The organism is Bradyrhizobium tropiciagri (assembly GCF_001189845.1).
GTDB classification, from domain to species: domain Bacteria; phylum Pseudomonadota; class Alphaproteobacteria; order Rhizobiales; family Xanthobacteraceae; genus Bradyrhizobium; species Bradyrhizobium tropiciagri.
In genome coordinates, this window is sequence record NZ_LFLZ01000009.1 from 149,323 (window position 1) to 171,450 (window position 22,128).

At 64.2% G+C, this 22,128-nt stretch carries 20 protein-coding genes and 1 pseudogene; all 21 read right to left on the reverse strand.

Annotation, left to right across the window (positions count from 1 at the left end; genetic code table 11):
* Positions 1-10: 10 nt before the first annotated feature.
* A complete protein-coding gene (locus AKN84_RS10400; RefSeq protein ID WP_050420608.1) occupies positions 11-1,291 on the reverse strand; it encodes a Pvc16 family protein in 1,281 nt (426 codons plus the stop codon).
* A gap of 7 nt (positions 1,292-1,298) precedes the next feature.
* Positions 1,299-4,559, reverse strand: coding sequence for a DUF6519 domain-containing protein (locus tag AKN84_RS47250; protein WP_050420609.1), 3,261 nt, complete (start codon positions 4,557-4,559; stop codon positions 1,299-1,301).
* Between the two features lie 14 nt (positions 4,560-4,573).
* Complete coding sequence (locus AKN84_RS10410; RefSeq protein WP_050420610.1) at positions 4,574-7,375, reverse strand: hypothetical protein; 2,802 nt, start codon at positions 7,373-7,375, stop codon at positions 4,574-4,576.
* Entirely contained in the window at positions 7,372-10,050 is a 2,679-nt protein-coding gene (locus AKN84_RS10415; RefSeq protein ID WP_050420611.1) for a baseplate J/gp47 family protein, read from the reverse strand. Before AKN84_RS10415 ends, AKN84_RS10410 begins: the two co-directional genes overlap by 4 nt.
* 40 nt (positions 10,051-10,090) lie before the next feature.
* On the reverse strand, positions 10,091-10,681 hold the full coding sequence (locus AKN84_RS10420; RefSeq protein ID WP_128970635.1) for a baseplate J/gp47 family protein: 591 nt from the start codon (positions 10,679-10,681) through the stop codon (positions 10,091-10,093).
* Positions 10,681-12,099, reverse strand: a complete 1,419-nt coding sequence (locus tag AKN84_RS10425; protein WP_128970636.1) for a baseplate J/gp47 family protein — start codon at positions 12,097-12,099, stop codon at positions 10,681-10,683. The genes AKN84_RS10420 and AKN84_RS10425 overlap by 1 nt, the downstream gene beginning before the upstream one ends.
* A 60-nt stretch (positions 12,100-12,159) precedes the next feature.
* Positions 12,160-12,480, reverse strand: a pseudogene (locus AKN84_RS50970) (hypothetical protein); the annotation flags it as partial.
* A 1-nt stretch (position 12,481) separates the two neighbouring features.
* On the reverse strand, positions 12,482-12,859 hold the full coding sequence (locus AKN84_RS10430; protein WP_202814673.1) for a GPW/gp25 family protein: 378 nt from the start codon (positions 12,857-12,859) through the stop codon (positions 12,482-12,484).
* A gap of 33 nt (positions 12,860-12,892) precedes the next feature.
* Positions 12,893-13,222 carry a hypothetical protein gene (locus AKN84_RS10435; protein ID WP_050420615.1) on the reverse strand — a complete coding sequence of 110 codons (330 nt, stop codon included), beginning with the start codon at positions 13,220-13,222 and terminating at the stop codon, positions 12,893-12,895.
* Positions 13,223-13,224: 2 nt separating this feature from the next.
* Complete coding sequence (locus AKN84_RS50630; protein WP_488226061.1) at positions 13,225-13,488, reverse strand: hypothetical protein; 264 nt, start codon at positions 13,486-13,488, stop codon at positions 13,225-13,227.
* A complete protein-coding gene (locus AKN84_RS50635) occupies positions 13,404-13,637 on the reverse strand; it encodes a phage baseplate assembly protein V (protein ID WP_430649900.1) in 234 nt (77 codons plus the stop codon). Before AKN84_RS50635 ends, AKN84_RS50630 begins: the two co-directional genes overlap by 85 nt.
* A 113-nt stretch (positions 13,638-13,750) precedes the next feature.
* Positions 13,751-14,959 (reverse strand): phage late control D family protein, encoded by a 1,209-nt coding sequence (locus tag AKN84_RS10445; RefSeq protein ID WP_050420617.1) that lies wholly within the window; start codon positions 14,957-14,959, stop codon positions 13,751-13,753.
* A complete protein-coding gene (locus AKN84_RS10450; protein WP_050420618.1) occupies positions 14,960-15,244 on the reverse strand; it encodes a hypothetical protein in 285 nt (94 codons plus the stop codon).
* Positions 15,245-15,255: 11 nt separating this feature from the next.
* Positions 15,256-16,002, reverse strand: coding sequence for a hypothetical protein (locus AKN84_RS10455; RefSeq protein ID WP_050420619.1), 747 nt, complete (start codon positions 16,000-16,002; stop codon positions 15,256-15,258).
* A 7-nt stretch (positions 16,003-16,009) separates the two neighbouring features.
* Complete coding sequence (locus AKN84_RS10460) at positions 16,010-16,249, reverse strand: hypothetical protein (protein WP_050420620.1); 240 nt, start codon at positions 16,247-16,249, stop codon at positions 16,010-16,012.
* A 10-nt stretch (positions 16,250-16,259) separates the two neighbouring features.
* Complete coding sequence (locus tag AKN84_RS44900; protein WP_128970637.1) at positions 16,260-17,189, reverse strand: hypothetical protein; 930 nt, start codon at positions 17,187-17,189, stop codon at positions 16,260-16,262.
* Positions 17,190-17,192: 3 nt separating this feature from the next.
* Positions 17,193-18,038, reverse strand: a complete 846-nt coding sequence (locus AKN84_RS10470) for a hypothetical protein (RefSeq protein WP_050420622.1) — start codon at positions 18,036-18,038, stop codon at positions 17,193-17,195.
* 1 nt (position 18,039) lies between these two features.
* The gene (locus tag AKN84_RS10475) at positions 18,040-18,546 is read right to left on the reverse strand and encodes a phage tail protein (RefSeq protein WP_050420623.1); all 507 of its coding nucleotides are present in this window, start codon (positions 18,544-18,546) and stop codon (positions 18,040-18,042) included.
* Between the two features lie 27 nt (positions 18,547-18,573).
* A complete protein-coding gene (locus AKN84_RS10480; RefSeq protein WP_050420624.1) occupies positions 18,574-20,058 on the reverse strand; it encodes a phage tail sheath family protein in 1,485 nt (494 codons plus the stop codon).
* Positions 20,028-20,315: a hypothetical protein gene (locus AKN84_RS44905; RefSeq protein WP_128970638.1), complete on the reverse strand. Its 288-nt coding sequence runs from the start codon at positions 20,313-20,315 to the stop codon at positions 20,028-20,030. Before AKN84_RS44905 ends, AKN84_RS10480 begins: the two co-directional genes overlap by 31 nt.
* Positions 20,316-21,199: 884 nt before the next feature.
* Positions 21,200-22,123: a hypothetical protein gene (locus AKN84_RS10485; protein WP_162240859.1), complete on the reverse strand. Its 924-nt coding sequence runs from the start codon at positions 22,121-22,123 to the stop codon at positions 21,200-21,202.
* Positions 22,124-22,128 lie beyond the last annotated feature (5 nt).

Consider the following 22,128-nt stretch of genomic DNA (forward strand, 5'->3'; position numbering starts at 1 on the left):
GATCTCCCATCTACGAGACGACGACGGTCGGGCCGGCCGGCGCGCCGCCCGGTCCGAGCGTCAGCGCACTCTGCGCGCCGTCGATCAGCACCTGCACGAAGTATTGGCCCGTCGAGAGTCCGGCCGCGGGAAAGATCAACGTCGCACCGTCCGTCGTCTGTGCACCGCCGTCGATCAGCCGTGTCCTGACCGGATTGGTCTGGCTCAACAGCAAGAGCACGCGCTGCCCGGCCCTGACTATCGGGACGACGCCAACCTGGATGGCAGGCCCGGGCGGCGAGCCGAAAGACGGCAGATAGTGAACGGCGAACTGGCCCGGAGGCGACGACGGCGCGATGGCGGGCGCGAGCACGAAGGGAAACACGCCCGACATCGGCCCTGCTCCCGGATGCGGGGTCGGCGGCGAGCCAAGCAGCGACGGCTGGACGACCTGCACGGTCTGGATCCCGGCCTTCAGCAAGGAGGGCAGCGTCAGGACGATCCGGTTCGGCGTGACCAGGCTCGCAGGCGTCGCCACATTGTTGACGAGGACCACGGTCGTTCCACTCGCAGTCGCCGCGAGATTGGCGCCGATCACGGCAACCGACGACTGGTCGGTGATCGGCACGGCGGGATTCGGCGAAGCGACCACCTGCGAAATGACCGGCAGGATGAACGGCGCGGCAGCCAGGCGATACGACAGCGCCGGCGGCGCCGGCGGTGGCTGCGGATCGTCGGTCTGGATCAGCACCACGCTGGCGACATAGGCCGTCGACAGCACGTAATCGACCTTGAGCAGGAATGACCAGATCTTGGACAACTCCTCGATGGTGAAGGAGACCGGCGTCAGTCTGATCAGTTGTGATTGCATGTTGAGGCCGGAATCGAGCGCCGTGGACGGCAGTCCGCCTTGCTGGTTCGGTGGCGCGATCGGGGCAAGCTGGATGGTGTTGCGTGCCAGAACGGGATTTGCATGCAGCGCAAGCGTGACGGCGCCGAGCAGGCGCTGCGGCTCGAGCGCCCCGTCGTCGCCGTAGAAGGTGAAAAGATAGTGCAGGTCGAGCGCGATCTGCGGCCTTTGCAGTAATTTTCCATCGGCGCCCCGCGTCGGCAGATCGGCGTTGCGGAACGCCGCGTTGGGCGTGATCTGGTAGAGAAAGATGTTGACGCCGGGATCTGGCAGTTTGTCCTTTTGATCCGGCGTGACGCTGCTCACCCACGCGTTCTGAACCTTGGATGCGCTAACCAGATTGGCTTCCAGCGTCTGCACCAGAGTTTCGGTGACCGCGGCGATGGCGAGGGCGTTGCTCATAGCAGGCTCATGCCGGGTCCGCGTTGAAGATGACCCACGTGTTGGCCGGCGCCGCCACGCCGAGCCGCGTCAGCTGTGCGAGCGTCGAGGGCGCGCCCGCCAGCGTGTTTCCGGTCACGGCGACGCCATCGATGCCCCTCGCAGCATTCGCCACCGACAGCCACAGACTCTGGCCTCTGAAGTCCGGAACCTGCCTGGCGGTGTTGTCCATAAGATTGCCGCTGATGACGCAAGGCCGGCTCTGGGGAAACGTAATGAGCGCGCAGGGCGCGAACTGACCGGCGCCGCAAACGAGCCGATTGCCGTCGACCACGACCGAGTTCTCCGGGACCGTAGCTAGACTGCCTGTCGCCGTGCGGTTCAACGCGAGAAAAAGGCAGCTTGTCGATACTTGTGCGTCCTTGGTAGATACCCGCGTTCGTACATCGTTACCCCGCACATGCAGAGCGAACTGCGTCACCTCTCGCGGAGCATCGTTCGTCGCTGCACTATCTATCTTCGACGTGTCCTTCGATGCGTCCTTTGGTGGAGATGTATCCTTAGGCGGTGGCATCGCCGAGGCGAAAGCGTATTGCAGGTAATATTCCTCGAAATAGGTCGTGTGCGGATATGACGGCGGCAAATTCGGCGCAGGATTGGTGGGAGCCGCCGCGCCCGGCAGTTCAAGCCAAATTCCGGCAACACCCTGATCGCAGCGGTTGTCGACAAGACGCAGCACGTCGAAGGACGCAGAGAACCAGGTGGCCAAGGTCAGGCAGTCGAATTCGCAATCCGAAACCACGGCGTCTTCGAGTGCGCAATTCAGGTCCGCGATGTTGGCGCGCGCCGAGCCGTTGTTGGCAGCGAGCACGCCGACCGTGGAGATCGCCGGTTTGGGCGCCGGGGCGCCGATACTGAGGCGGTTGGCGGCGACGGCGGCGAGACCCGTGAAGATCTTCTCGTCGCGCAATTCGGCACCGGTCACCTCAGCCGGCGGCGATGACGGCGGGCTTGCGGGTGGCGATGCCGGTGGTACTGCAGGCGCTGCGGCCGGTGGCGACGCAATCACCGCAGCCGCTGCTGCGCGCGGCGGCGCGGCCGTCAAGTCCCGCGCGACCGTGGTGTGCGCGATCGCCGTGTTGAAGACGCTCAAATTGAGCGGGGAATGGGATGGGAGCGAAACCTGGATGAGATCATCTAGGAATGGCTTGAGGCGTGCCGGCGTGGACGGAGTGTCGAGCTCCAGACGCGTGTATGTCGGTGCAACATGCGACAGGAACTTGCATTCTTCGATGGCCAGTCCATGACAGGCGCCTTGGGCAAATGTCCCCGCGGCAATCAAGTCGGCCGTGTCATCGGGACGTTGAGCGAGGAATGAAATGATACAATGCTGCAGCTTAAGGCGCGCGCTGTTCAGGAGGCGGAAGCCGAACGCGACGCGGGGTTGGCGCAGGGCCGTCTTGGCATCGAGCGAGGCCACCGCGAGCTGGTTAACAAAAGCACGCAGCAGCGATTCAGATGCCGGCGCTTCGACGGGATACAGTTCCAACCCGCGCATCGTCACGTCCGCGGCGCTGGTCAGCACGACCAGGCCGTCGACGAACAGTTTTGGATCGGCACCCTCGGCGGCCTTGATCACAGCCGGACCGCCGCACGCATCGATGGTCAGGCCGGAGTGGCGCGCATCCAGGCGCAGTGGAGCATCGAGGTCGTATTCGCCGGCTGCAAGGCAAATGACGGCACCAAGAGGCGCGGTCGCCGCCGCGGCATCGATCCACGCCTGCAGCTTGGCCGTCGTCAGATCGCGAACGCCGATCGAGAACGTGCTGCATCCGGGCAAGCGCCGCGATAACGCGACGAGGCTCAGGAATGTCTGGCGGCAATCCGTGATCACCGGGCCGTCTTTCGCGCTCCAGTCGATCACCGCAAGCGGACAAACCCACCGGTTCGGTCCGTCCGGCGGACGCGGCGCCAGCAGCAGGGTTTCGGGATAGACACCCTGCGGCGTGCCCGGCCGCGCAGCGATCTCCCAGAATGCGCCATCCGGCAAGACGCCCTTCTCAGGCAGCGTGATGGTCGCCGTGAGCCCGGTGGAGACACCGGTCGCAGCGCTGGCGATCGTCACGGTCCCGCCCGACGCGGGAAGCGCCTCGGCGGATTGCCAGACCCGCACGAACACAGGCAGGTTGTTGTCGGCAAAGTTGCTCGGCCAATCGCCGGCGTTGAGCACGAGATAGTTGGTCGGATCGCCGTTCACGGCCGGACCATAGGCCCGTGCCAAAGCCGCGATGAAGCCGGTCGGCTCGGCCGCGGCCTGCACGATTTCCACGCCGCTCGGCGAACCGGTCGCGTCGGGCTCTTTGCCAAGCAGGGCAGCGGTGGCCAACACCTCGACAAACTGGCCTGCCTGCGGATAATGGAAAGCGTCGGGCGGATCGGAGGTGAGCTTGATTCGGGTCTTGTCCGCGTTCACGGTATCGACGCGATAGAGAAAGCTCGCGTTGTCGTAGCTCCACAACAGGCGCGGCGTGCCGCCGGACTTGTCGATGCGCACACGGATCAATTGATTCTCGGCACCGAGATAGCCGCCGGTCACCACCGGGTCGCAGGGATCGCCCGTTCCGCCGCCGGAGACGAAGCCGACCTTTAGTCCAACCGCGGGCACCAGCGTCATCAGCAGCGGATTGAAGGCGAGGCCCTGCTGCCGCCACCGCGCCACGGCCTCCGCCCATGCGGCGCGACAATCAGCTTGCTTCACCGGCACCCGCTTGATCCGGCGCAGCAGTTTCTTGCGCCCCGTCGTGTCCGGTCCGCCAAGCGCCACTTCGAGCAGATCAGGATCCTCGACCGCACCAACCTCCAACTCGATTACATCGAGATAGACGAGTTCCCGCTGAGGCTGCACGACCGGCGGCGGCGCAGGCCAGTCCGGCTGGTGCAGATAGGAATAGGGAGCGGTCGTCGCATTCTCGACCAGGGAAAGGGTCACCGCCTGACCGCCCACATACATCAATCCGGGAGAGATACGGAAATCGGCAGCCGCAGCCGAAGGCGGGCTCGACAGCGGACTCGAGGGTGGGCTGGCCGGCGGCGGCGCATCGATGCGAAAGCCGTCATCGGGTGTGCCGCAGGGACCGACAAAGGACAATGCGTCGAGCCCGACGCGGTCAGCCATCAGCGCCTGCTCGGCATTGAAGTCGCGATCAAGGACTACCCTACCCTGCTGTGCGACGACGCCGTTGTAACCGAAATGAGGCGTCTCGATGCGTCTGCTGCGGTCGCTGCTCATGACGAGCCTCTTCGTCAGGTGACGTTGATGATGACCGGGGTCAGGCCGGCCGGCATGTATTCCTGCATCTTCAGCAACAGCGCGCGCCCTCGGATCGGATTCCTGTCGCGGGCATAGGCGCCCATCTCCGAACCATCCACCGCGCCGGCGGAAATCGTGTTTTGCGGCCCGCCATTCGGATTGGTGTCCGGCAAGCGCCGCAGATCGGCCGTCGGCAGCAGCTGCGCGAAGCCTGGCTGTCCGAATTCCGTAGACGTGAACAACGGTGCGCCGTCGGGGATGAGGACGCATTGATATTGACGCGGCGCCCGGCTGAGGCTGGTAAGCGCGGAAAAGCGAACGCAACTGTCCTGGAGATCATCGGCCGTCGTCATCTGCTGCAGGATGCATTCGCTCGCCTCCAGCCGATGCGCGACGACGCGACCCAGCACGGTGCAACGAGAGACGTCCAGCATTCCATCGCCGAAGGCGAGGGCCGCCTCGGCGAGCTCGAGCGGAAACGCATCCTCGAGCAGCGCACGATTGAGCCCCGAGGCCGAACTCGCCTTGTCCTGCGTTTTCAGGAGCTGGAGCGTTCGCTCTGATAGTGGGACATGCGCAAACGCCCTGTCGTAGATGGACGGACCGGCGATGATCGCGTTGATCTCGGCCAGCACCGCGGGAAGCAAGGACAGAGGCGGCGGTGGCGTCGCTGTCGGCGGCGAAGCCAGTGCGCCGAGCACGGTGACGAGCTTGGGCCGCAACTGCCGCAGATGCACGGCAACCGGATCCATCGCCAATTGCAACAGCCGCATCAGCCGCAACGGATCGTACACCGCGGACGCGTCGAGAACGGTCGACCGCTTGCTCTCGATCGCCTGGAGGATGCTGTTTGAGAGGATCGCATTCTCGACATTGCCCACGGCCTGCGGGATCGGTGTCGGATCTTTCGGGTCGACCTCGCGCGCTCGCACCGGGCCAAGCACGCAGCGATCGACCTTGAGCGTGCCGATGGCGGCCTCGATGACGAGCCGGGTCGGCACCAGGGGACGTCCGTCGGCTGACAGGGCGTAGGGGCTCGGCGGCGAGGAAGGCGGGCTTGTGGGCGGGCTCGAAGCCGGATTGCCGGGATCAAGGGTGCAACAGGCAAGCGTCACTGTCGCGAACTGTCCCTTGAGCACGATGTCGCCACCGCTGACGAATAATCCGTCCAAGGTAAGCGCGGCATCCGCAGAGGCGCCGACGAAAATCATTCGTCCGCCGGTCGCGAGCCTGACCAGGGGACGCTGCCGGTTATCGGCACGCAAGGTCAGCGCTGTCACCTGTACCGGCGCTGAGGGTGCGTCATAGGTGAGAGAATCCTTGAGCGTCAGCGTCGCGATTGCCGCGAGCCTGGCGACAAGATTTGGACCGCCGCCGGAAATCAGAGATTCCGAACCGGGCGTGTCTATCCGCGTCGTCTGGCCAAGGCGATTATAGGGACCCGCCCCAATCTCCGAGGGGAAGCCATAGCTGTACTTGGCCGTGACGCCGTGACCGCCTGCGACGTGAAACCGGCCGCGCTGCGGTCGCAGCTTCAGGTCCATCGGAGCGATCGGCGGGATCGTCGGAGATTGCGGCGGGCTCGCGGGTGGCGGAAAAACGGCAAGCGCGCCGGGATAGAGCGGATCCGGCACCGCGCCCGCACGCGAGATTTGCGCGCCGTCCGCGGGCGATGCGACCACTGTTGCGCCGGCGCCGCCCACGGTGATGGGCGGATAGAGCGTCAGCATTCCAGACCCGTCGATGTCGACGATCAACGGCGCTGTTACCGTGAAGACCTGCTGTGCTCCGGTGTCGGCATGCGTCTGTGAATTGACCGCATTGACGCCTTCGATCGTCAGGGTGTCGCCGACATCGGGCAGATCAGCGGCGTTGTCGCCCCAGCCCGTGGTCTTGAGCCGGGCGCCGGTCTGATTGCCGCCCTGAACTGTCGCCGTCTGAATCTCGGCCGCGAGCAGTGCTTGCGACATCGGCCCGGGAACCTGCGCTTCAGTCGGCGAGGTCCAGGCGTCGCCGAAGGTCGCAGCCCCGGCACAGAACAACGCGATGTCACGCCCGGTCGGATCGAAACAGAACCAGCCCGGACAACTATTGACGGGCACCGGTGTCACCGGCCCGACCAGGAAGCTCTTCAGTCGCCAGACGAAAAGTCCGAGATGAGGGATGGCGTACCAGCCGAAATCCCCCTGGCCCGCCCTGGTGTCGGCGAAGTGGAAGAACTCGTCGAAGGGCGTGCCGGCCTTGACGGCGCCGACAACATTGCGGAGATTGGCGAAGCCGCCGATCGGCGTGGCGGTCTGTGGGCCGACGAGTCCTTCGGCCTGCGCCAGCGCGCGATCGCCCGGCTCGGAGCCCATCCATATCGCGGGATCGAGGCCGTGCCGCGTGCGCGCGAGCCGGCGGAAGAACTCCACCGCCTTGACGTCCCACTGGGTGATGTCATGGACGATCTGCTCGATGACCGAAAGCGTGCCCTTGCGGCGGCGATAGTCGATCGTGTTGGCGACATCGCGCCGCTGGCTTGCCGCGTCCAGTCCCGAAACGAGGCGAGTGTCGACGAGATCGGCGATATAGGGGATCACCCAGTCGTCGCAGGACTCGATGCTCTGATCGTCCCACAAGCGGTCGATGTTGCGCCTCACCTCGGCGGCGCTGACGCCGATACGATTGACGATCTCGCGCAGCGGCCCAGGCACATCGTACTGATCGGTGTCCAGCGTGCGATAGACCGCCGGCATCAGCCTCCATAGCTTGTCGCCGTAGTAGATCGCATATTTGTCCGCGGCGCCGGTCATGAGACGACTCCGACCAGGCTGACGTGGTCGGCATCATTGGGAACAACGAAATAGTTGCCGATACCGGGATCGTGGCGCAGCGCCTCGCTCGTCGGCGCACCGAAGCGCAGGCCGAAGAACACCCTTAGCGCCGGAGCGAAGGAAATCGACTGGACCGCCGCGACTCCTGACACGGCGAGGCAGGCCGCGGCGATCTGGCTCTCATAGACCCCCTGCCCGATGCGGATCACATTGGCGCCGAGCAGACCCGTGTCGGGATCGACCAGCGCGGTGAGCAACGCCTGCTCCACGGCAGCCTCCGCATAGCGCGGATCCCGAATGAAATTGACGGTCAGCCGGGCGATGACGGGCGTCGCCGCGAGCACCCGCACGTTGCCCATCGGAGCGCCCGCGCCCGCAAGCGCGGTCATCGCTGACGTCACGGCGCCCTCGTCGCCCGCGACCCAGATGGTCGCCTTGGGACGTTGCGAAAAAGGATCGAAAGCAAAGCTGGCGGCGGCCTGCGTGACGCCCGGAGCCGTCGCGGCCACCGTGGCGAAGTCGTCGATGGAGACGACCCGGTTGAGCGTCAGCACGGATGCGGGCGCGAGTTGGCGCAGCCGCGCCGGTGAATCGGCGTTGGTGCCGCCGGTCGGCGACAGCGCATTGCGAAAACCCTTCAGGCCCGGCGTCGGTGTCATCACGTTGGTGAGGGTTTCCGCCGAAGGCGGCTCGCCCCCGGAGCCGAAGCGATAGGTGGCGACGACATTGCCCGCCCCCGTCGGCAGACGCGCGCCGTTGATGCCGTCGCCGAACGTCACATGGGTCCGGCCGGAGTCGTCCTCGCGCAGCACGAAAACCTGAGCTGTCGGCGACTGACCATAGAAGCTCCGCACCTCTTGCCACTGCACGCCATTAACGCTGACCTGCGCGGTGCTGCTGTAGCCGTCGCCGGAGACCGAGGCCGGGTCGGCGAAATAGGTCAGAGGGGATTTGGTGAAACTGAAATCCTGTCCAGAGACCCGCGAATCGCCCCCACCAAGCGTCTCGCTCGCGACGGTCTTGCCCTGCGACACATTGACGAGATTGAAGAACACGTCGATCGGCGAGGTCAGCGGCGCTGCAGGCGGCGGACTGAGAGGGCCGAGGGTCGCGGACGAAGGCTGCCCGGTCGACGGTGACCCAGCCGAACCGGTGAGCACCGCCGTGCTTGCACTGCCGCTGCCGTCCTCGAGCATCACCTGCGTAGTCTTCGAGGGGAATTGCGCCGGGCTCGACGCGCCCGGTGTCAGACTGTTGCCGTCAACATAGACGTAATCGGCTGAAGTCAGAACCGGCACCAGCGTTCCGACCGGCAGCCAATCCCAGCGGACCGTGACGTTGGCCGCGGCAGGCAAGATTGTCGCGTCGGGCATGGCTGGTGTGAAACCGACCGTCGTATGCGGAATGGCGACAGCGGATGCCGACGCAGCCGCATCCGAAGTTGAGCTTGCCGGATGCCCGATGGTTTCGGCGTAGCTCGAAACGACGGCGGCACTGGTCTTCGCAACAAACCGAAACCCGGGCGGCGGTATAGTGGGGCTGATGCTTTCGCCCTTGATCCTGTGAAACATGGCTTGCTTCGCCGCCGACGTCATGTTGCCGAACGCGCTGCGAAACACGACATCGTCGGACAACGTGTCCTCAAACGCCGTTACTTCCGATAGCTCCTCCTCGACCGAATCCGTCAGAGCCATTCCCGCGTCAGCGATCGTCGTGACTCCGGAGTCGAGTATTGAGGTCGACGCTTGTGCGATGTCGATCAGGATCAGGCTTCCGGTGGCGAGGCCGCGCGCGAGACCGGCAAGTTCGAGCGAGCTGGTCGTGATCGCGGTGGCGCTGGAGAACGTCCAAAGCGGCTCGGATTGGCGGAGACGCAGCAGCATATAGTCCCGGGCTTGCGCGCCGTCACGGACCGGCGCGGTGAGCGATGAAAAAGCAAGCTGCGTGACCGGTCTCCCGAGCGGGTCGGTCGCAGCGGTCACGCCGGTGATCTTGATCCAGGAATAGTCGCCCAGGGTCTGGTCGACCAATGATGCCGCCGTGATCAGCAGCAGGCGATCGCCCGCCTTGATCCCCGAGACTTTTCCGGCCAACCACAACACGGGGCCGGGACCGGTGAGATGGAGATCCGTAGGCACGACGTCGGCGATCACGAGGTCGGGCGCGCCGATGCTTGTGGCCTTGTCGACCTCGTAGACCTGCGGAGTCTGGCCGGGTCCGGGCTTGCTCTGCACCTGCAAGCCTGCGGGCACCTGGACAGGCGTGCGAGCGCCGGAGCTGAGCAGCGCGGCCAGCATCCCCCTGGCGCCGAGCGCGGGCCGCGGGCGATAGCCGAGCACCCGCACGAGATGGTTGACGCTTTCGGGCAATAGCGCGGTGCGCAGATAGCTCTCGTTGGCGATTCGCTCGTTGTAGAAAGCCAGGACGTCGCAGATATAGGCCTGCCATTCCAGCAGTTGCAGCGCCAGGTCGCCGTCCTTGCTGGGGCGCCATTTCTTGATCTGGGTTTCGTTCGGCAGTGCCTCGAGGAGGCTGTCGCGAAACGCGACGAAATCGCCGACGCGGTACTGGATCTTGGAAAGGCCCGGCGCATTGGCGGTCGATCGCGGAAACACCGGCGCGGTGGAATTGCTCGACGAGGAGCGACTCGACATCGTCACAGCTCCTCCCGTTTTCGCCGCACCCGCGACCGTGTCATCGCCCACCTCCTACGCTGACACTGAGAGCACCGTTGTTGGGACGGCTGGGATCGTTGTCGCAGCGCAGGATCTGGTTCACGCCGACGACAACGACGTCGTTCATCGTCAGGAAGTCCGGTGAGTGATTGCGCAGGCGATACTTGACGCTTCGAACACCGTCGACACCAGGCACGGCCTGGATCGCAGCCTCAAGCGCGCTGCGATAGAGCGGCTGGCCGAACACAAACCGGCTCACCGCGAAAAAGGCCGAGGCCGCATTGGCCCCGGTCGGCGCCAGCGCCGCGATTACTGCCTGCCTGACTTGAGCGGCGAAGGCGCTGCCTTGCGCGCAAAGCTCGACGATCAGGTCAATCGAGACGTATTCCGGATCGGGCGCATAGCTCTCGGAGCCCGCCATGCGCAGGCGGTTGAGCAGATTGATCAGTCCGATTCGATCCGATGTCAGCGCCTGTTCGCTCGCCTTTGGCTCCGGCGTCGTGAAGGTCGTAAGCCAGCTCCCGGTCCAGCGCTGCACCGTTCCGGCGCGCCTCACCCAGGGCAGGCCTTCCGCCGCAACCTCATAGTCGCGCGGCAGCACCGCCCGCATCAGCACCGCCCGGAAGCCTGCGGCGCCAGTCGCTTGATCGAGAGCAGACTTTGCGCGTCGGCGCCACCGCTTGCCGGGAAAGGGTTGGTCGCCGACACAAGGCCGTTCTTGGTCATGATTTCAGGATCGATCTGCGTGATCGATCCGGTCGCGACATTTCCTGCAAAGCCCGCGCCGATGCGATATCTGATTTTGAAGCTCATGCTGGAATCGGGATTGAGGCCGAAATTTCCGTCGCCGAAGCGGATCGTGTCGCCAGCGTCGCCGTCAAAGTCGTAGGTCATGCTGTTGTCCGAGTTGACGCCGAGCGGACGATACGCGGCTGCGTCGAGCGTAAAGGCTTTGGCGTCGGTGGCGGCATCAAGCAACGTGTCGACCCAGATCCATGCTTCACCGGTCTGATCTTGCACCTGCACTTCCGGCTGCGGCGACGACTGTCCAGTCACGCTCTGCGGCAACCAGGTCGCGGGCGCCTCGCCCAGCGTATGGAGCTTGATGACGGGGCGGATTGCCGTCTGCCCGGCTGTCGCCGGGCTCGAACCCGCGCGCTCCATGGCCGCGACGGGCGTGCCTTGGGCGGGTGGCGCCTTGCCGACGACAAGGTGCTCGAGGACGGTCTTTCCTTGTGTCGCGAATACGAGATTGCCGATGACGCTGGTCTTCGACAGATCACGCGCAACGGTGATGGCATCCTTGGCCTGCAAGGCGATGCGCGTATAGTCGGCACCGAAGATATCATCGTGCAGCTCTTGCGCCCAGGCGCCGCTCCGATCGCCGGCGGGCAGCAGATACACGAGCTGAACGATCGGCGGCGCCAACTCCTCCGCCGCTGCCGTTTCAATCAGCAGGGGTTGCCCGGGTTGGAAGGCATGGCCGTGGCCATTCACGAGCATCGCGACCGCGCCAACGGGCAGGATTTGAGCGCTGTCGTCGAGCCAATAGGTGCGAATGCCGGATGCGCGATTCCAGGCCGCGTTGACCGCAGTGTTCGTGCCGTCTGCAAGGCCGCGACCGGTTTCGAAGACGACGGGTGCGCCATCGGGGCCCTGTGCCGTCACCGCGACGCGGGGTCCGACGAAGGCGGTGGTCTTCGCCACCTCGAATTGCAGTATCGCGCTGGCCGACAGCGTCGGTGCGGCAGCGTAATCGACCAACCGGGCATGGCGAATCACCGATCGCCTTTGCGTCGCCGTCACCAGGCTCGCTTCGCCGGCAACGCGGTCTTGGAGGTAGCTCAACTCGTCGCCGACGGCGCTGATCGCCTCGAGGAACATCATGCCGAAATCGGCTTCCGACCTCTCCTGCCAATTGGGATAGCGCTGGCTGGAGAAATCCAGCAAAGCCTGACGGAAGCTCAGGAAGTCCTTGGCGAGATAGTCGATTTGCGGAGCGTCGTTCGCAGCGACCTCGGCCGGCACTGGTGCTGCGACGCAATCGACATCCGAGGGACAGCCGGCCTTGAACGAGAAGGGGACGCTGGAGAAGGCGACATCGAGCGTTTGCGAAGACAGCGCCAGCGTGTAGATCGAGAAGTCCCCGGGAGCGACGACGTAAAGATCGAGCACGAGATGGCCGTCGTCGTCGCCCCAATCGCCGGCCGCAATCGGCTTCACGGCAATGGTCGGTATTGTCTCGCCACCAGTGATGGTGGGTGCCCCAACCATCGTCGCCTTGATGTCGACAGCGTTGAGGAAATGCACGCGCAGCCACGTCTGCGTCTTGTCGACGATCTCGACGAAGTCGATGCCGTTAAACTTCGTCGAATTCAGCAATTGCGCGCGTCGGTCGCGGCTGTTCATGTCACATCACCACGACCTTGGCCTGTTGCAGCGACTGGGTCTCGATCAGGACGTAGGAGATCGTCACCTCGATTTGCGACATGTCGCCGCCGGGGCCGGACTGTACCTTGCAGGATTTGAGATCAATCTGGCTTCCAAGCCAGCGCGTCAGGCTGCTCTGCACCAATAACTGCGTGGTCGCCTTCAAGGCGTCGGTGTTCGGCGCGAACAGGAGCTGGCGCAGGCCGCAGCCGAATGACGGCAGGTCGGCGCGCTCTCCGGGCGAGGTCAGCAGCACCTGCCGGATCATCTGGTCGACATGCGGGGCGTAAGGCGCCTGCGCACCCTGGTTAGAAGCGGCATCGATACGAAAAGGGAATGCGTAATCAGTACGAGCCACGTTCCGCTCCTCAAAGAAAGCAATCAAGACATTCTACATTCCTGAAACGTCCGTCTGGGTGGTGGAGATGGTTACGGGACCCTGCGGCGTCTGGGTTGCGGCAAGGCAAAGCCCGACGCTGGCACTGGTCAGCGTCGGGTTGTTGGAGATTGTGCTTTGCGCCGCGGTCTGGACCCATTGCACGCTGACGCAAGGTTGCGGCGTGCCGGAGACGTTGAAGGAGCAGCCGACGATCGTGAACGTATCCGCGGACGTGACCATGGGCGTGCCGCCCGCCTGAACGTTGGAGTTCGACGCCACGATCTGCACGGTGCCGCCGTGCGGGCACATCAGGACGCTTGCAGTGGTGAGAAATGGCGGCATGGTCAAGTCACCTCGAACGCGCCCTGATTGACGTTCACGCCCGAACTGCCGAGCGTGACATTCTGCCCCGATCCCGATAACGATAGGCCGCTCGAATCCATCGTCACGGTGTTGCCGTTCTGGTCCTCAATCGTGATCGAGCCGCCGTCGACGTCGATCAAGATCTTTTGCCCGGCCTTGGTCACGATCGCGCGTACGCTCTCGGTCGCATCCGACGGCTGATCGCCATCGTGCCAATAGCAGCCGACCCAGACCGGAAAGGACACGTCGCCGCCCTCGAACTCGATCCAGACGCCGGCGCGACGTCGGGCAGGAAGGCAAACCCCATGTTCGGTCCGGCGAACGGCGTGCAGGGACGCGCCCATCCGCTGGTCTGCGCGCCGAGTACCGCCGGAACCGAGGCCTTCACGCGCATGGTTGCGGCATCCACGTCCGTCACCACGCCGCGATACTTGCCGAAGAATCGATTGCGCAGCCGCTCGACCACGTCGAGCAGCTCGTCATCGCGCGCTCGCGCGCCCGGCCCGCTCACAGTGCACCGGCTAGGGCGGAAAGCAGGCCGCCGCCCGACGCCCCGGCGGCGCCGACGCCGTTGCGCAACAGGGTAAAATTCATCTTGTGTCCTTCCTGCGTGAATTTGTGACGAACGCTCCAGACAAGCCAGGAACCGGAGAAGGTCGCGCCGACGCCCTTGACGGCAACTAGCATCCCCGGCCGCAACACGACACCGAGACGGTCAGCGTCGGCTTCGCCATCGCAGCGTGCGAACCATCCCGCTTCGCGCAACAGAGCCTTGGCGCGCAAGGTGAGATCGCCCGCATTGTCGACCGCTGCCGTCAGCATCACCGTGGTCGGCTGTCCGGCGAACGTCGCAAGATCGCTGTCGCTCAGATTCTTGAGCCCGGAGTCGGAGGTGTCGCCGACCGCCCCCTCGGGATCGGAATCGCTGAATAGGGCCGAGCGCGCGACAACGGCGGTCGGCCGTGTCGCGTCCCACTCGAAATCAAGCGCGCTGACCGTCCAGTTGGCAGGATCGTTGAGCGTCAGGGTGAAGGCCGGATCGCCGTCGAGCTTCGGCGTGGCGAAGAAGCCGGTGCGCTGGCCGGGCGTGTCGGCGCAGGCGATGCGGCAGACCTTGCCGCCGCGCCGCGCCAGCATGCGCAGAAAGGCAATATCGGTACCTCGTTGCATCAGGCTGTGCGTGTCGGAGGTGTGGCTCGCGGAATCATCCTGCGAGTTCTGGTCGGAGGGCGTGATCCCGTATTCGCCGAAGATCGTCGCGGCGACGTCGGCGTCTGTGACGTCGGCCCATTCCCGCGACTTTTCGGTCTGGCTCATGAGCCAGCTCGCGTCCTGCCCCCAGATCGATGCTGTCGAATTGGTAACGCCGGTTTCGAGCCGCAGCTTTTGCGAAAGGACATAGCCGTCGAAAATGCATTGGGCGGCGGAAAACGCCGAGCCGCCGCCGAGCGCGGACGCCACGGCGCCTAGGGGCCCCGCCGTCCCACCACCCGCACCGCCGCTCGCGGTTGCGACCACGGCGACGGGCGCAAGCGGCGCGAAGCGAGAGTCGGAGATATAGGTCAGATCACCCTGGTCCGTGCGCGACACGGGAAGCGAGATTTGTATCGCCGAAGCCATGTCCATGCCCTCCTCCACCTCCAGCGACGTGATCAATGAGTAAAGCGTGCTGTCAGCCGATTGCCCGCCCAGCGTCAGCGTGTAGGAATTCGCCATTCACCCCGTCCCCGACGCATCAATTGGAGCGCCGACGAGATCGCGTGCCGCCAGCGCGTCCGGCGAGACGGCGCCGTTGGCATCGCAGATGCGCCAGAAGGCGGTCGCGTCCGCCATGAACCGCGCGGCGATGTGATCGAGCCGGTCGCCGGATTTGCGACGGTAATAGCCGAGCACGACGGCCAGGCCGGGCGTCGGCAGACGGGTCGCGGTGACGGTCGAGCCATCGCTGCGGGTCACCGTGTAGGTCTGCAGGGAGACGTAGCGGCTGCCTGGAAAAAACATAACGCTCCCCCTCAAAATGCCGCCGGCAGCATGCCAAGAATGCTGGCGGCGGATTCGCCGAGATTCGCCAGCGCGCCGACCGAGCGCACACCCTGCGTGTAGGAATAGGCGGCCTGTGCGACGCCGGCGAGCGTGTCGGTCACGCTGGCGAGATCGTCCGGCGTCAGCACGGTCAGCGTGATGGTGGCTTCCGCGTGGGTTGGATTGAGCAGGGCGTCGAACATCTTCTCGGTCACGCTGAAAGCGGTCACGCGCACCGGCACGACGCGAAGCGGCCCCCAGACAAACAGCACGATCGGGACCATGGAGCTCGGCACGCTCTGGCCGGAGCTCGCGCTTGCGCCGACACCCGCCGCATCGGCCGCCGCTGTCACGCCGCCGACAAGTCCCGAGGACGGCGGACTGCTGGGAAACTGCAGCATTTCGAGCGCGGCAAGGCGCGTATAGACGCCGCTGAGCGTGGCGAGGCCGGCGCCGATCGGATCGGTCGAGGTGTCTGCGATCTGCTGGTCGGAATCGAGCATCAGGGTGAAAGAGAAGCTCTCGCCGGGATTGCCCGTCGTCGCCAGCGCGCTGACATGCGGCGCAGGCTTGTCCGGGGTCGATTGCGGGGCCTGCGGCGCCGTCGCCTCGGTCCATGCATGCGTAATTGTCTCGGGGTTGAACTGGAAGATGATGACGTTGGGCAAGGCCGGCAGGCCGAGCGGTCCCGCCGGTGTGAAGGAAATCAGCGCTCCCTTGAGGATTGATCCCGCCATGGCGCACTCACATCGTTCGCGCGAAATCGTGCAGGGCGGCAGCGACGATCATCCGCGCCAGCGTAGCTTCGTCGGCATCCGGCGGCGCCGAAACCACGAGTTTCAGACGCGGCGCCGCAAAAGCCTCCGGCAGTCCGTCGGCGCTGGCGAGGCCTTCCGCGACCATCACCGCGATCCGCCGCGCGCCCTCGACCGACACACCAGTCGCGTCGAACACGAAGCGGTCGATTTGCACGTCGGAGGCCATGACGAACCAATCAAGTTTGGCCGAAGCCGAAAGCGACAATGGGGCGCGACACGCTGCGGCTTTCTGCCGGCGCGACGTGGCGCGCCTTCATTGCCGGGCGCGGCGGCACGTTCTGGGCCGGCTGGGTGACGCGCACTTCCAGCGTTCCGATCGTGACCGACGGCCGTTGTGGTGGCGGCGCCGCCTGGACGCGCAACGGAACCCGCGGCAGCAACGGCTCGGTCGGATCTGCTCGCCGCGCAATGGCCGGGCTCATGCCTGGCACGGCGGACGATGCCGCGGCCGCGTTGGACGATGGGGCGGCAACGGGCGGCGGTTGCGAAACAGGCGGCGACGCGACAACCGGCTTCGGCTCCCCAGCCAGCGCAGCGCGGGCCGGCGGCGGTTCGAGCGATGACGCCGCGGTGTTTCCGGACGGAGAAATCCCGCCCGCAAAACGCTCGGCGGCGCGATCGAGCGCTTCAAGACGCGGGTGAAGACTTGTCGCGTCCCGGATGGAAGTCGCGGCCGTCGTTGCGCGCGCCGAAGCCGCCGGTGGGCGCATTTCCGGGGTTGACGAATCCGTCACTGGAGCGGACGGCGCGGCCGCGCGCGGCGCTATGGGCGCAGGTGAGAACGAATCCTCAAAACCATCCAGCCGCAGTTGCTCCTGGCGGCTCGCGTCGCCCGGCGCCGGGCTTCGCATGGCGGCCGCTGGCGGTGTTTCGAAATGCCCGGACCGTCGCGGCCCTGGTCGCGGCTCCGGCCTGTCTGGCGTCGGGGGCAGCACCGCGGATTGAGGGGCGACGGCAGTCGTTCCCGCCGAGCCGTTTTCGCGCTGTTCGGTATCGAGCATTTCGAAGCCGCGCGCGGAAGGCCGCATCAATTGGCGCGGCGGCTTCAGAACCGGCGTGGATACCGGCTTCTGCAAAAGTTTCTGGAAATAGGACGGACGCCGCATGGCTCACCCCGCAGCGAGCCGCGCCTGGCGCGCAAGATCGGCGTAGTGGCTGCGCCTGTCATTGGGCAGGCTAAGGATCGCCGTTTCACTCCAGTGATAGCGCTGCGCCAGCGTATCGACATCCTCATAGATGAAGCGCGCGCGATCGCAGAGTTCGCGCAGACAATAGACCCGCGCGTCGAAATGAAAGGAAACTGCGATAGCGCAATGCGGGCACCGGCCGCTGATCGGGCCCGACAGCGGCGGGGCGAGCGCCGCCATGGCGCGCTCAGCAAGGGCCCTCGACCGCGGCGAAGCGCCGTCAGGAGCGATGCAGGCCTGCGCGAGGAATTTGTCCGGTGTCGGTGCGCCCGCCGTTTGAATCAGATCGCCGATGGTCGGCAGGCGGAAGGCCACTTCGTCCCCCCCGCGGGATCTTGCGATGAACCAGCCATGCTCGGCAGAAACTTCGGCGGCCCAGGATCTTCCGCGCGCCGGCGCGCGCCGCGGCCGATGATGTGCAAGAAACTCGTCCAGGCCGAACGAAACATCCATGCGGCTGCGACAAGCCGGATCGGTACAGTAGGTATCAGAAATCACGCGGTCGCCGAGGATGGATTGGCGCATTCGTACGACCAGATGATCGATGTCGGCAATCGGGAGCGTCGCCCAGTCGACGATCTCACAGCTCCAGGCGCGACTTTCGACAAGCGCGAGCGCCAAGGCGGCATCATCCGCACGGCCTTCGGCGAGCAGGACGTCTTCGACACCGGTGGCGCGGTGAATGGCGACCGTCAGCCCGCTCACCGGCAAAACGAACTTCGCTCCTGGCGGCTCACTATCCCTGCGCCTGATCGCCCCATCCAGCATCTCAGGTCTCCGGCACTTCGACGACGCTCGGATCGACCTCCCACCCCTCGTTTTCGAGCTTGATGTGCTCCAGCGCGATCGCGCTTGCGCCGGCGTCGAGATCGGGCAGCGCCTGGTATTCCGAGACCCAGCAGCGATGGACGATGTAGCCGTGCACCGCCTGCCCCGCCTCGTTGAGCAACTGGATGCGGATTTCACGGCGTAGATTGGCAAGCGAGGTGGTGGGATGGCCCTGGTCGAGCTTTTGCGTGGCGTCGGCCCAGGTGATGAAATCGATGTCCTGGGTCACGCCGCGTTCCAGCGTGATCGGATCATACTTGGTGCGGCCAAGCCCCTTCAGGATGATGTTGTAGCCGCCTTCCTTGTACTCGATCACGTCGGATACGCGCTTGAGCGCAGTAACCTTGCTGACGGCGGCGACCGGGGTCGTGTTCGTCCCGAAGAAGACCAGGAAGCGGTAGCTCTTGTAGGGGTCATAGCGGGACGTGTTGACGGCGAAGATGGCCACGGCGAGTCCTTTCTCGGCTGCGAGGGATCACGACGTCTGCGTTTGGCCGGCGAGTTGAGCGATGGTGATGATCACGAATTCGGCCGGCTTCAGCGGCGCGAAGCCGACCACAATGTTGACGATGCCGGAGTCGATGTCCGCCTGGGTCGTCGTCGTGCCGTCGCATTTCACAAGAAACGCCTCGCTTGGCTTCTGGCCCTGGAAGGCGCCCTGCTTGAACAGCCCCAGCATGAAGGCGTTGATGCTCATGGTGATTGCGCTCCACAACGGCTCGGCGTTGGGCTCGAACAGCACCCATTTCAAGTTGGCGAGCAGCGTCTGCTCCAAGAACAGCGCCATGCGCCTTACCGGCACGTAGGTCCATTGCTGGTCGGTCGTCGCGAGGGTGCGGGAGCCGAACACGATGGTCGGAAGATTCGGGAACGCGCGGAGGCAATTGACGCCCAGCGGATTGAGCGTGCCCTGGCGATTGTCGGTCATCGCCCCGCGCGCGGTGACGCCGGTGACGTTATTGGTGATTGCCTGGAAGCCGGCCGGCGCCTTCCAAACGCCGCGCGCAACGTCTGTCGCGGCATAGATGCCGGCGACGGTCGCGGCCGGAGGAATTTCACTGGGTTGCCCCGAGACCAGGCCGTTCTGCTGTCCGGTGATCGGATCGGGCGTCAGCAGATAGGGGAAGTACAGCGCTGCGTTCTTGCTCGCCGGAAATGCGGACACGCTGTCGGCGATCTTGTGCGAATTGGGGGGAAGCGTTCCGTCCGCGGAATCGCGAATCGGCGGATCCATGATCAGGAACGCATGTTTGCGCTCACAAAATGCGACCGCCGCGGCCAAGATAACTCCCGCACTGCCGTCAGAATCGTTGCTGGGCGCGATGCCGGGCAGGACCATCAGGTTGAATACCTGCAGCTTGTCGAGCGGCGTGTCCTCCTGCAGCACAGCGGTGAAGTCGGCGAGGGCGAATATCTGGGTGGTCTGGCTGATGAGCAGCGGGAAAAAGATCGGGGTGGCCCCGGTCGCGGTGAACGTTGCTGGACCCGGATTGCTCAAGGAAACCGATACCAGCGACGACGCCGCCATGGCGTTGATGATGTAATTCGGGCTCGCCGGATCGAGCGACACACGACGATACGTCTCGACCGTCGTCGCCGATCCGGTAGCGACACCCGACGACGCACTCTTCGACGACGGCCCGTAGGTGATGATGATATCGGCGAGACCGTAGGCGGCCGGGCTGATCGGCGCGGCAGGATTGACGACCACGCTCAGGACGAAGATTTCGTCAGTGACTTCCCGCTGCGTAAAGACGATGCCGCCGATGTCGATCGACTGCGCCGGCCAGCCTGCTGGTGGCGATAGCGGCGGCGAAAGCGGGAAGCTGAAAGGCGGCAATGGCTGTGGCACGAGTTTCCCGAGCGCGCTTGCCGTGCTCTTGCTTGAAGGTTGATTGACCGAGACGACAAAAGCGTGGGTGCCGCCGTTCAGGAAGAACTGGCTGACCGCCTGCGCCATGTCGCCAAAAGCGCCGGGCTGACCCGCGCCGTCGCGGGCATTGGCGAAGGCCGCACTGCGGACGAAGCGCCGAATTGTCGTTGATAGTCAGTAAAGCTGAATATCTCGAAGGGAGCGCCGAAACTCTCGGGCTTGGTCTTCAGCGGATGCGTGTATCCGATGAACACGGCAATATTGGTCGGCGCCGAGACAATGGTGTGAGACGCGCTCGCCGCCTCTTGAATATAGATTCCGGGATAAGTGGGCGTCACTGGCATGATGCGCCTCCGTTACCGGTGCATCTCAAATGAAGTGAAAAAATCAAATCAAAAAAGAGCAAACAACCAAAAATTGTCAAAATTAAGTATACATCACGCGACGTCTGTCAAGCAATTGTTTTTCGCAGCGCTCCGATGGCGAGCGCAGTCCGTCGCAAGAGCAAGAAGAATGCGCTGCTTCGCCAGCGGCTTATGGTTTTCTGTCACAACCGCGACGAGCGTCACGGTTGTACGAGACAAGCGGCGCACGTGGTCGGGTGATGTAAAAAAATCTAATGAAGTCGCGGCGGGAACGAATAGGAAGACGGCTTCTCATTCTCCTGGGCGCGATTCTGGCGGACGCTCGCGGCAGCAGCGCGCGCAAGGTCTTGAGCCATTTGCCTCCAGCCAACGTGAATCAAGAAAAGGTTACTAGTCAGGCCTCAGTAGGCCGCAGTCCTCGAGGACCGCACCAGTTTCGCGCCAGAAGCGATCCGATCGAAGCGCGACGAACACGATCGATGTCAAGCAAAACCGCAGCAAAATCAACGATTGCACTCGCTCTCCCGCCGCTCATAACGGTCTGGTTGCAGGTTCGAGTCCTGCCGGGCCCACCAACGTGATCAATGGCTTACTTCGTTCTCGTTGCCCGCAGCGCGGCCGCCGCACCAGAAACCGCACCAGATACGTCCACCCTTCGTTCGTGCAGAGGTTCGCGCACCACAAACATATGCGGCGCTCGGACATCATTGATGCGGTTGCGACATATAAGGCAAGCATTCTGCTCGGCGCTTAAGTCGATCTGTTCGCAACGACGAAATCAGCCTGCCCAGCCAATACACTTGCGCACGACGATTAGAACGCCCCCTCAAGAGGCCTCAAGAGGGTATGCGCTGAGACCAACGCTATGGCCGCTTTCGTGGTTGCTCGATGTCCAAAAACATCGGCAGTGCCACGGCCGACGACATAGGTGCGCCAACGACTGGGATGTCCAAGCGGTCGAGATTATCGAACGATCCACCCGCCGCTTGGGTGAGCCTATGTTCGATCAGACCGTACAGGACATTGTGCATGCGGAGGTTGACTTCGTTCAGGTCGGCGAGGGCAATATCCACGCCTGCCGCCATCCGCTCGCTCTGATTCTTGGCTGATGTATCAACGTGCTTGTCAGCGATTGCCGCGAAGGCTGCGCTAAAGATCAATGACGAGCCGAGATAGTAGCAAGCATTGGCCGGATGCTCGGCCACGTAGATCATGCTTTCCTGTTCGGTCAGGGCACTCGTCGCCTGATCGAGGTTCAGCTTGTCATAGTGAAATCCGGTCTTGTCGCGGATCGTGCGGAGCGCGCTGTTCTTTAGTGGAATGGTTCCGAAGTAGTCCTTCAGCCACGCAAGGTCCCTTTTGTGCGCATCGCTCAAGGCCGCGACGGCAGGGTCTTCCGGGTTAGATTGCAGAAACCGCTCAACGAGCATGTTCCATGTTTCGAACAGCTTGCCCGTGAGCAACTGCATCACGGTCCACATCTGGACGCCATGTGCGTGATCGTGAAGTTCGCCCTCGCCGATATCATTCAAAGAGAACATCAGTAGCCGGTTGAGCACGACAAGTTCGTTATGGGCGTGCATGCATCCGACGACTTGGTTGCGGTCGCGGTTCGGCAGCTTCCTAACGGTGTCAGGGTCGATCTTAAATTGGAGGACGCGAAACTCTTGGCTCATCGGCTTGCGGCCACTAACTACCCTGCGGAAAGCCTTGAAGAAATGTCGCCAAAGCGGGCAACCAAATACAACATATATGGCTTCTTTGACCCGTTCTAGGTATGTTCTCACCCTGA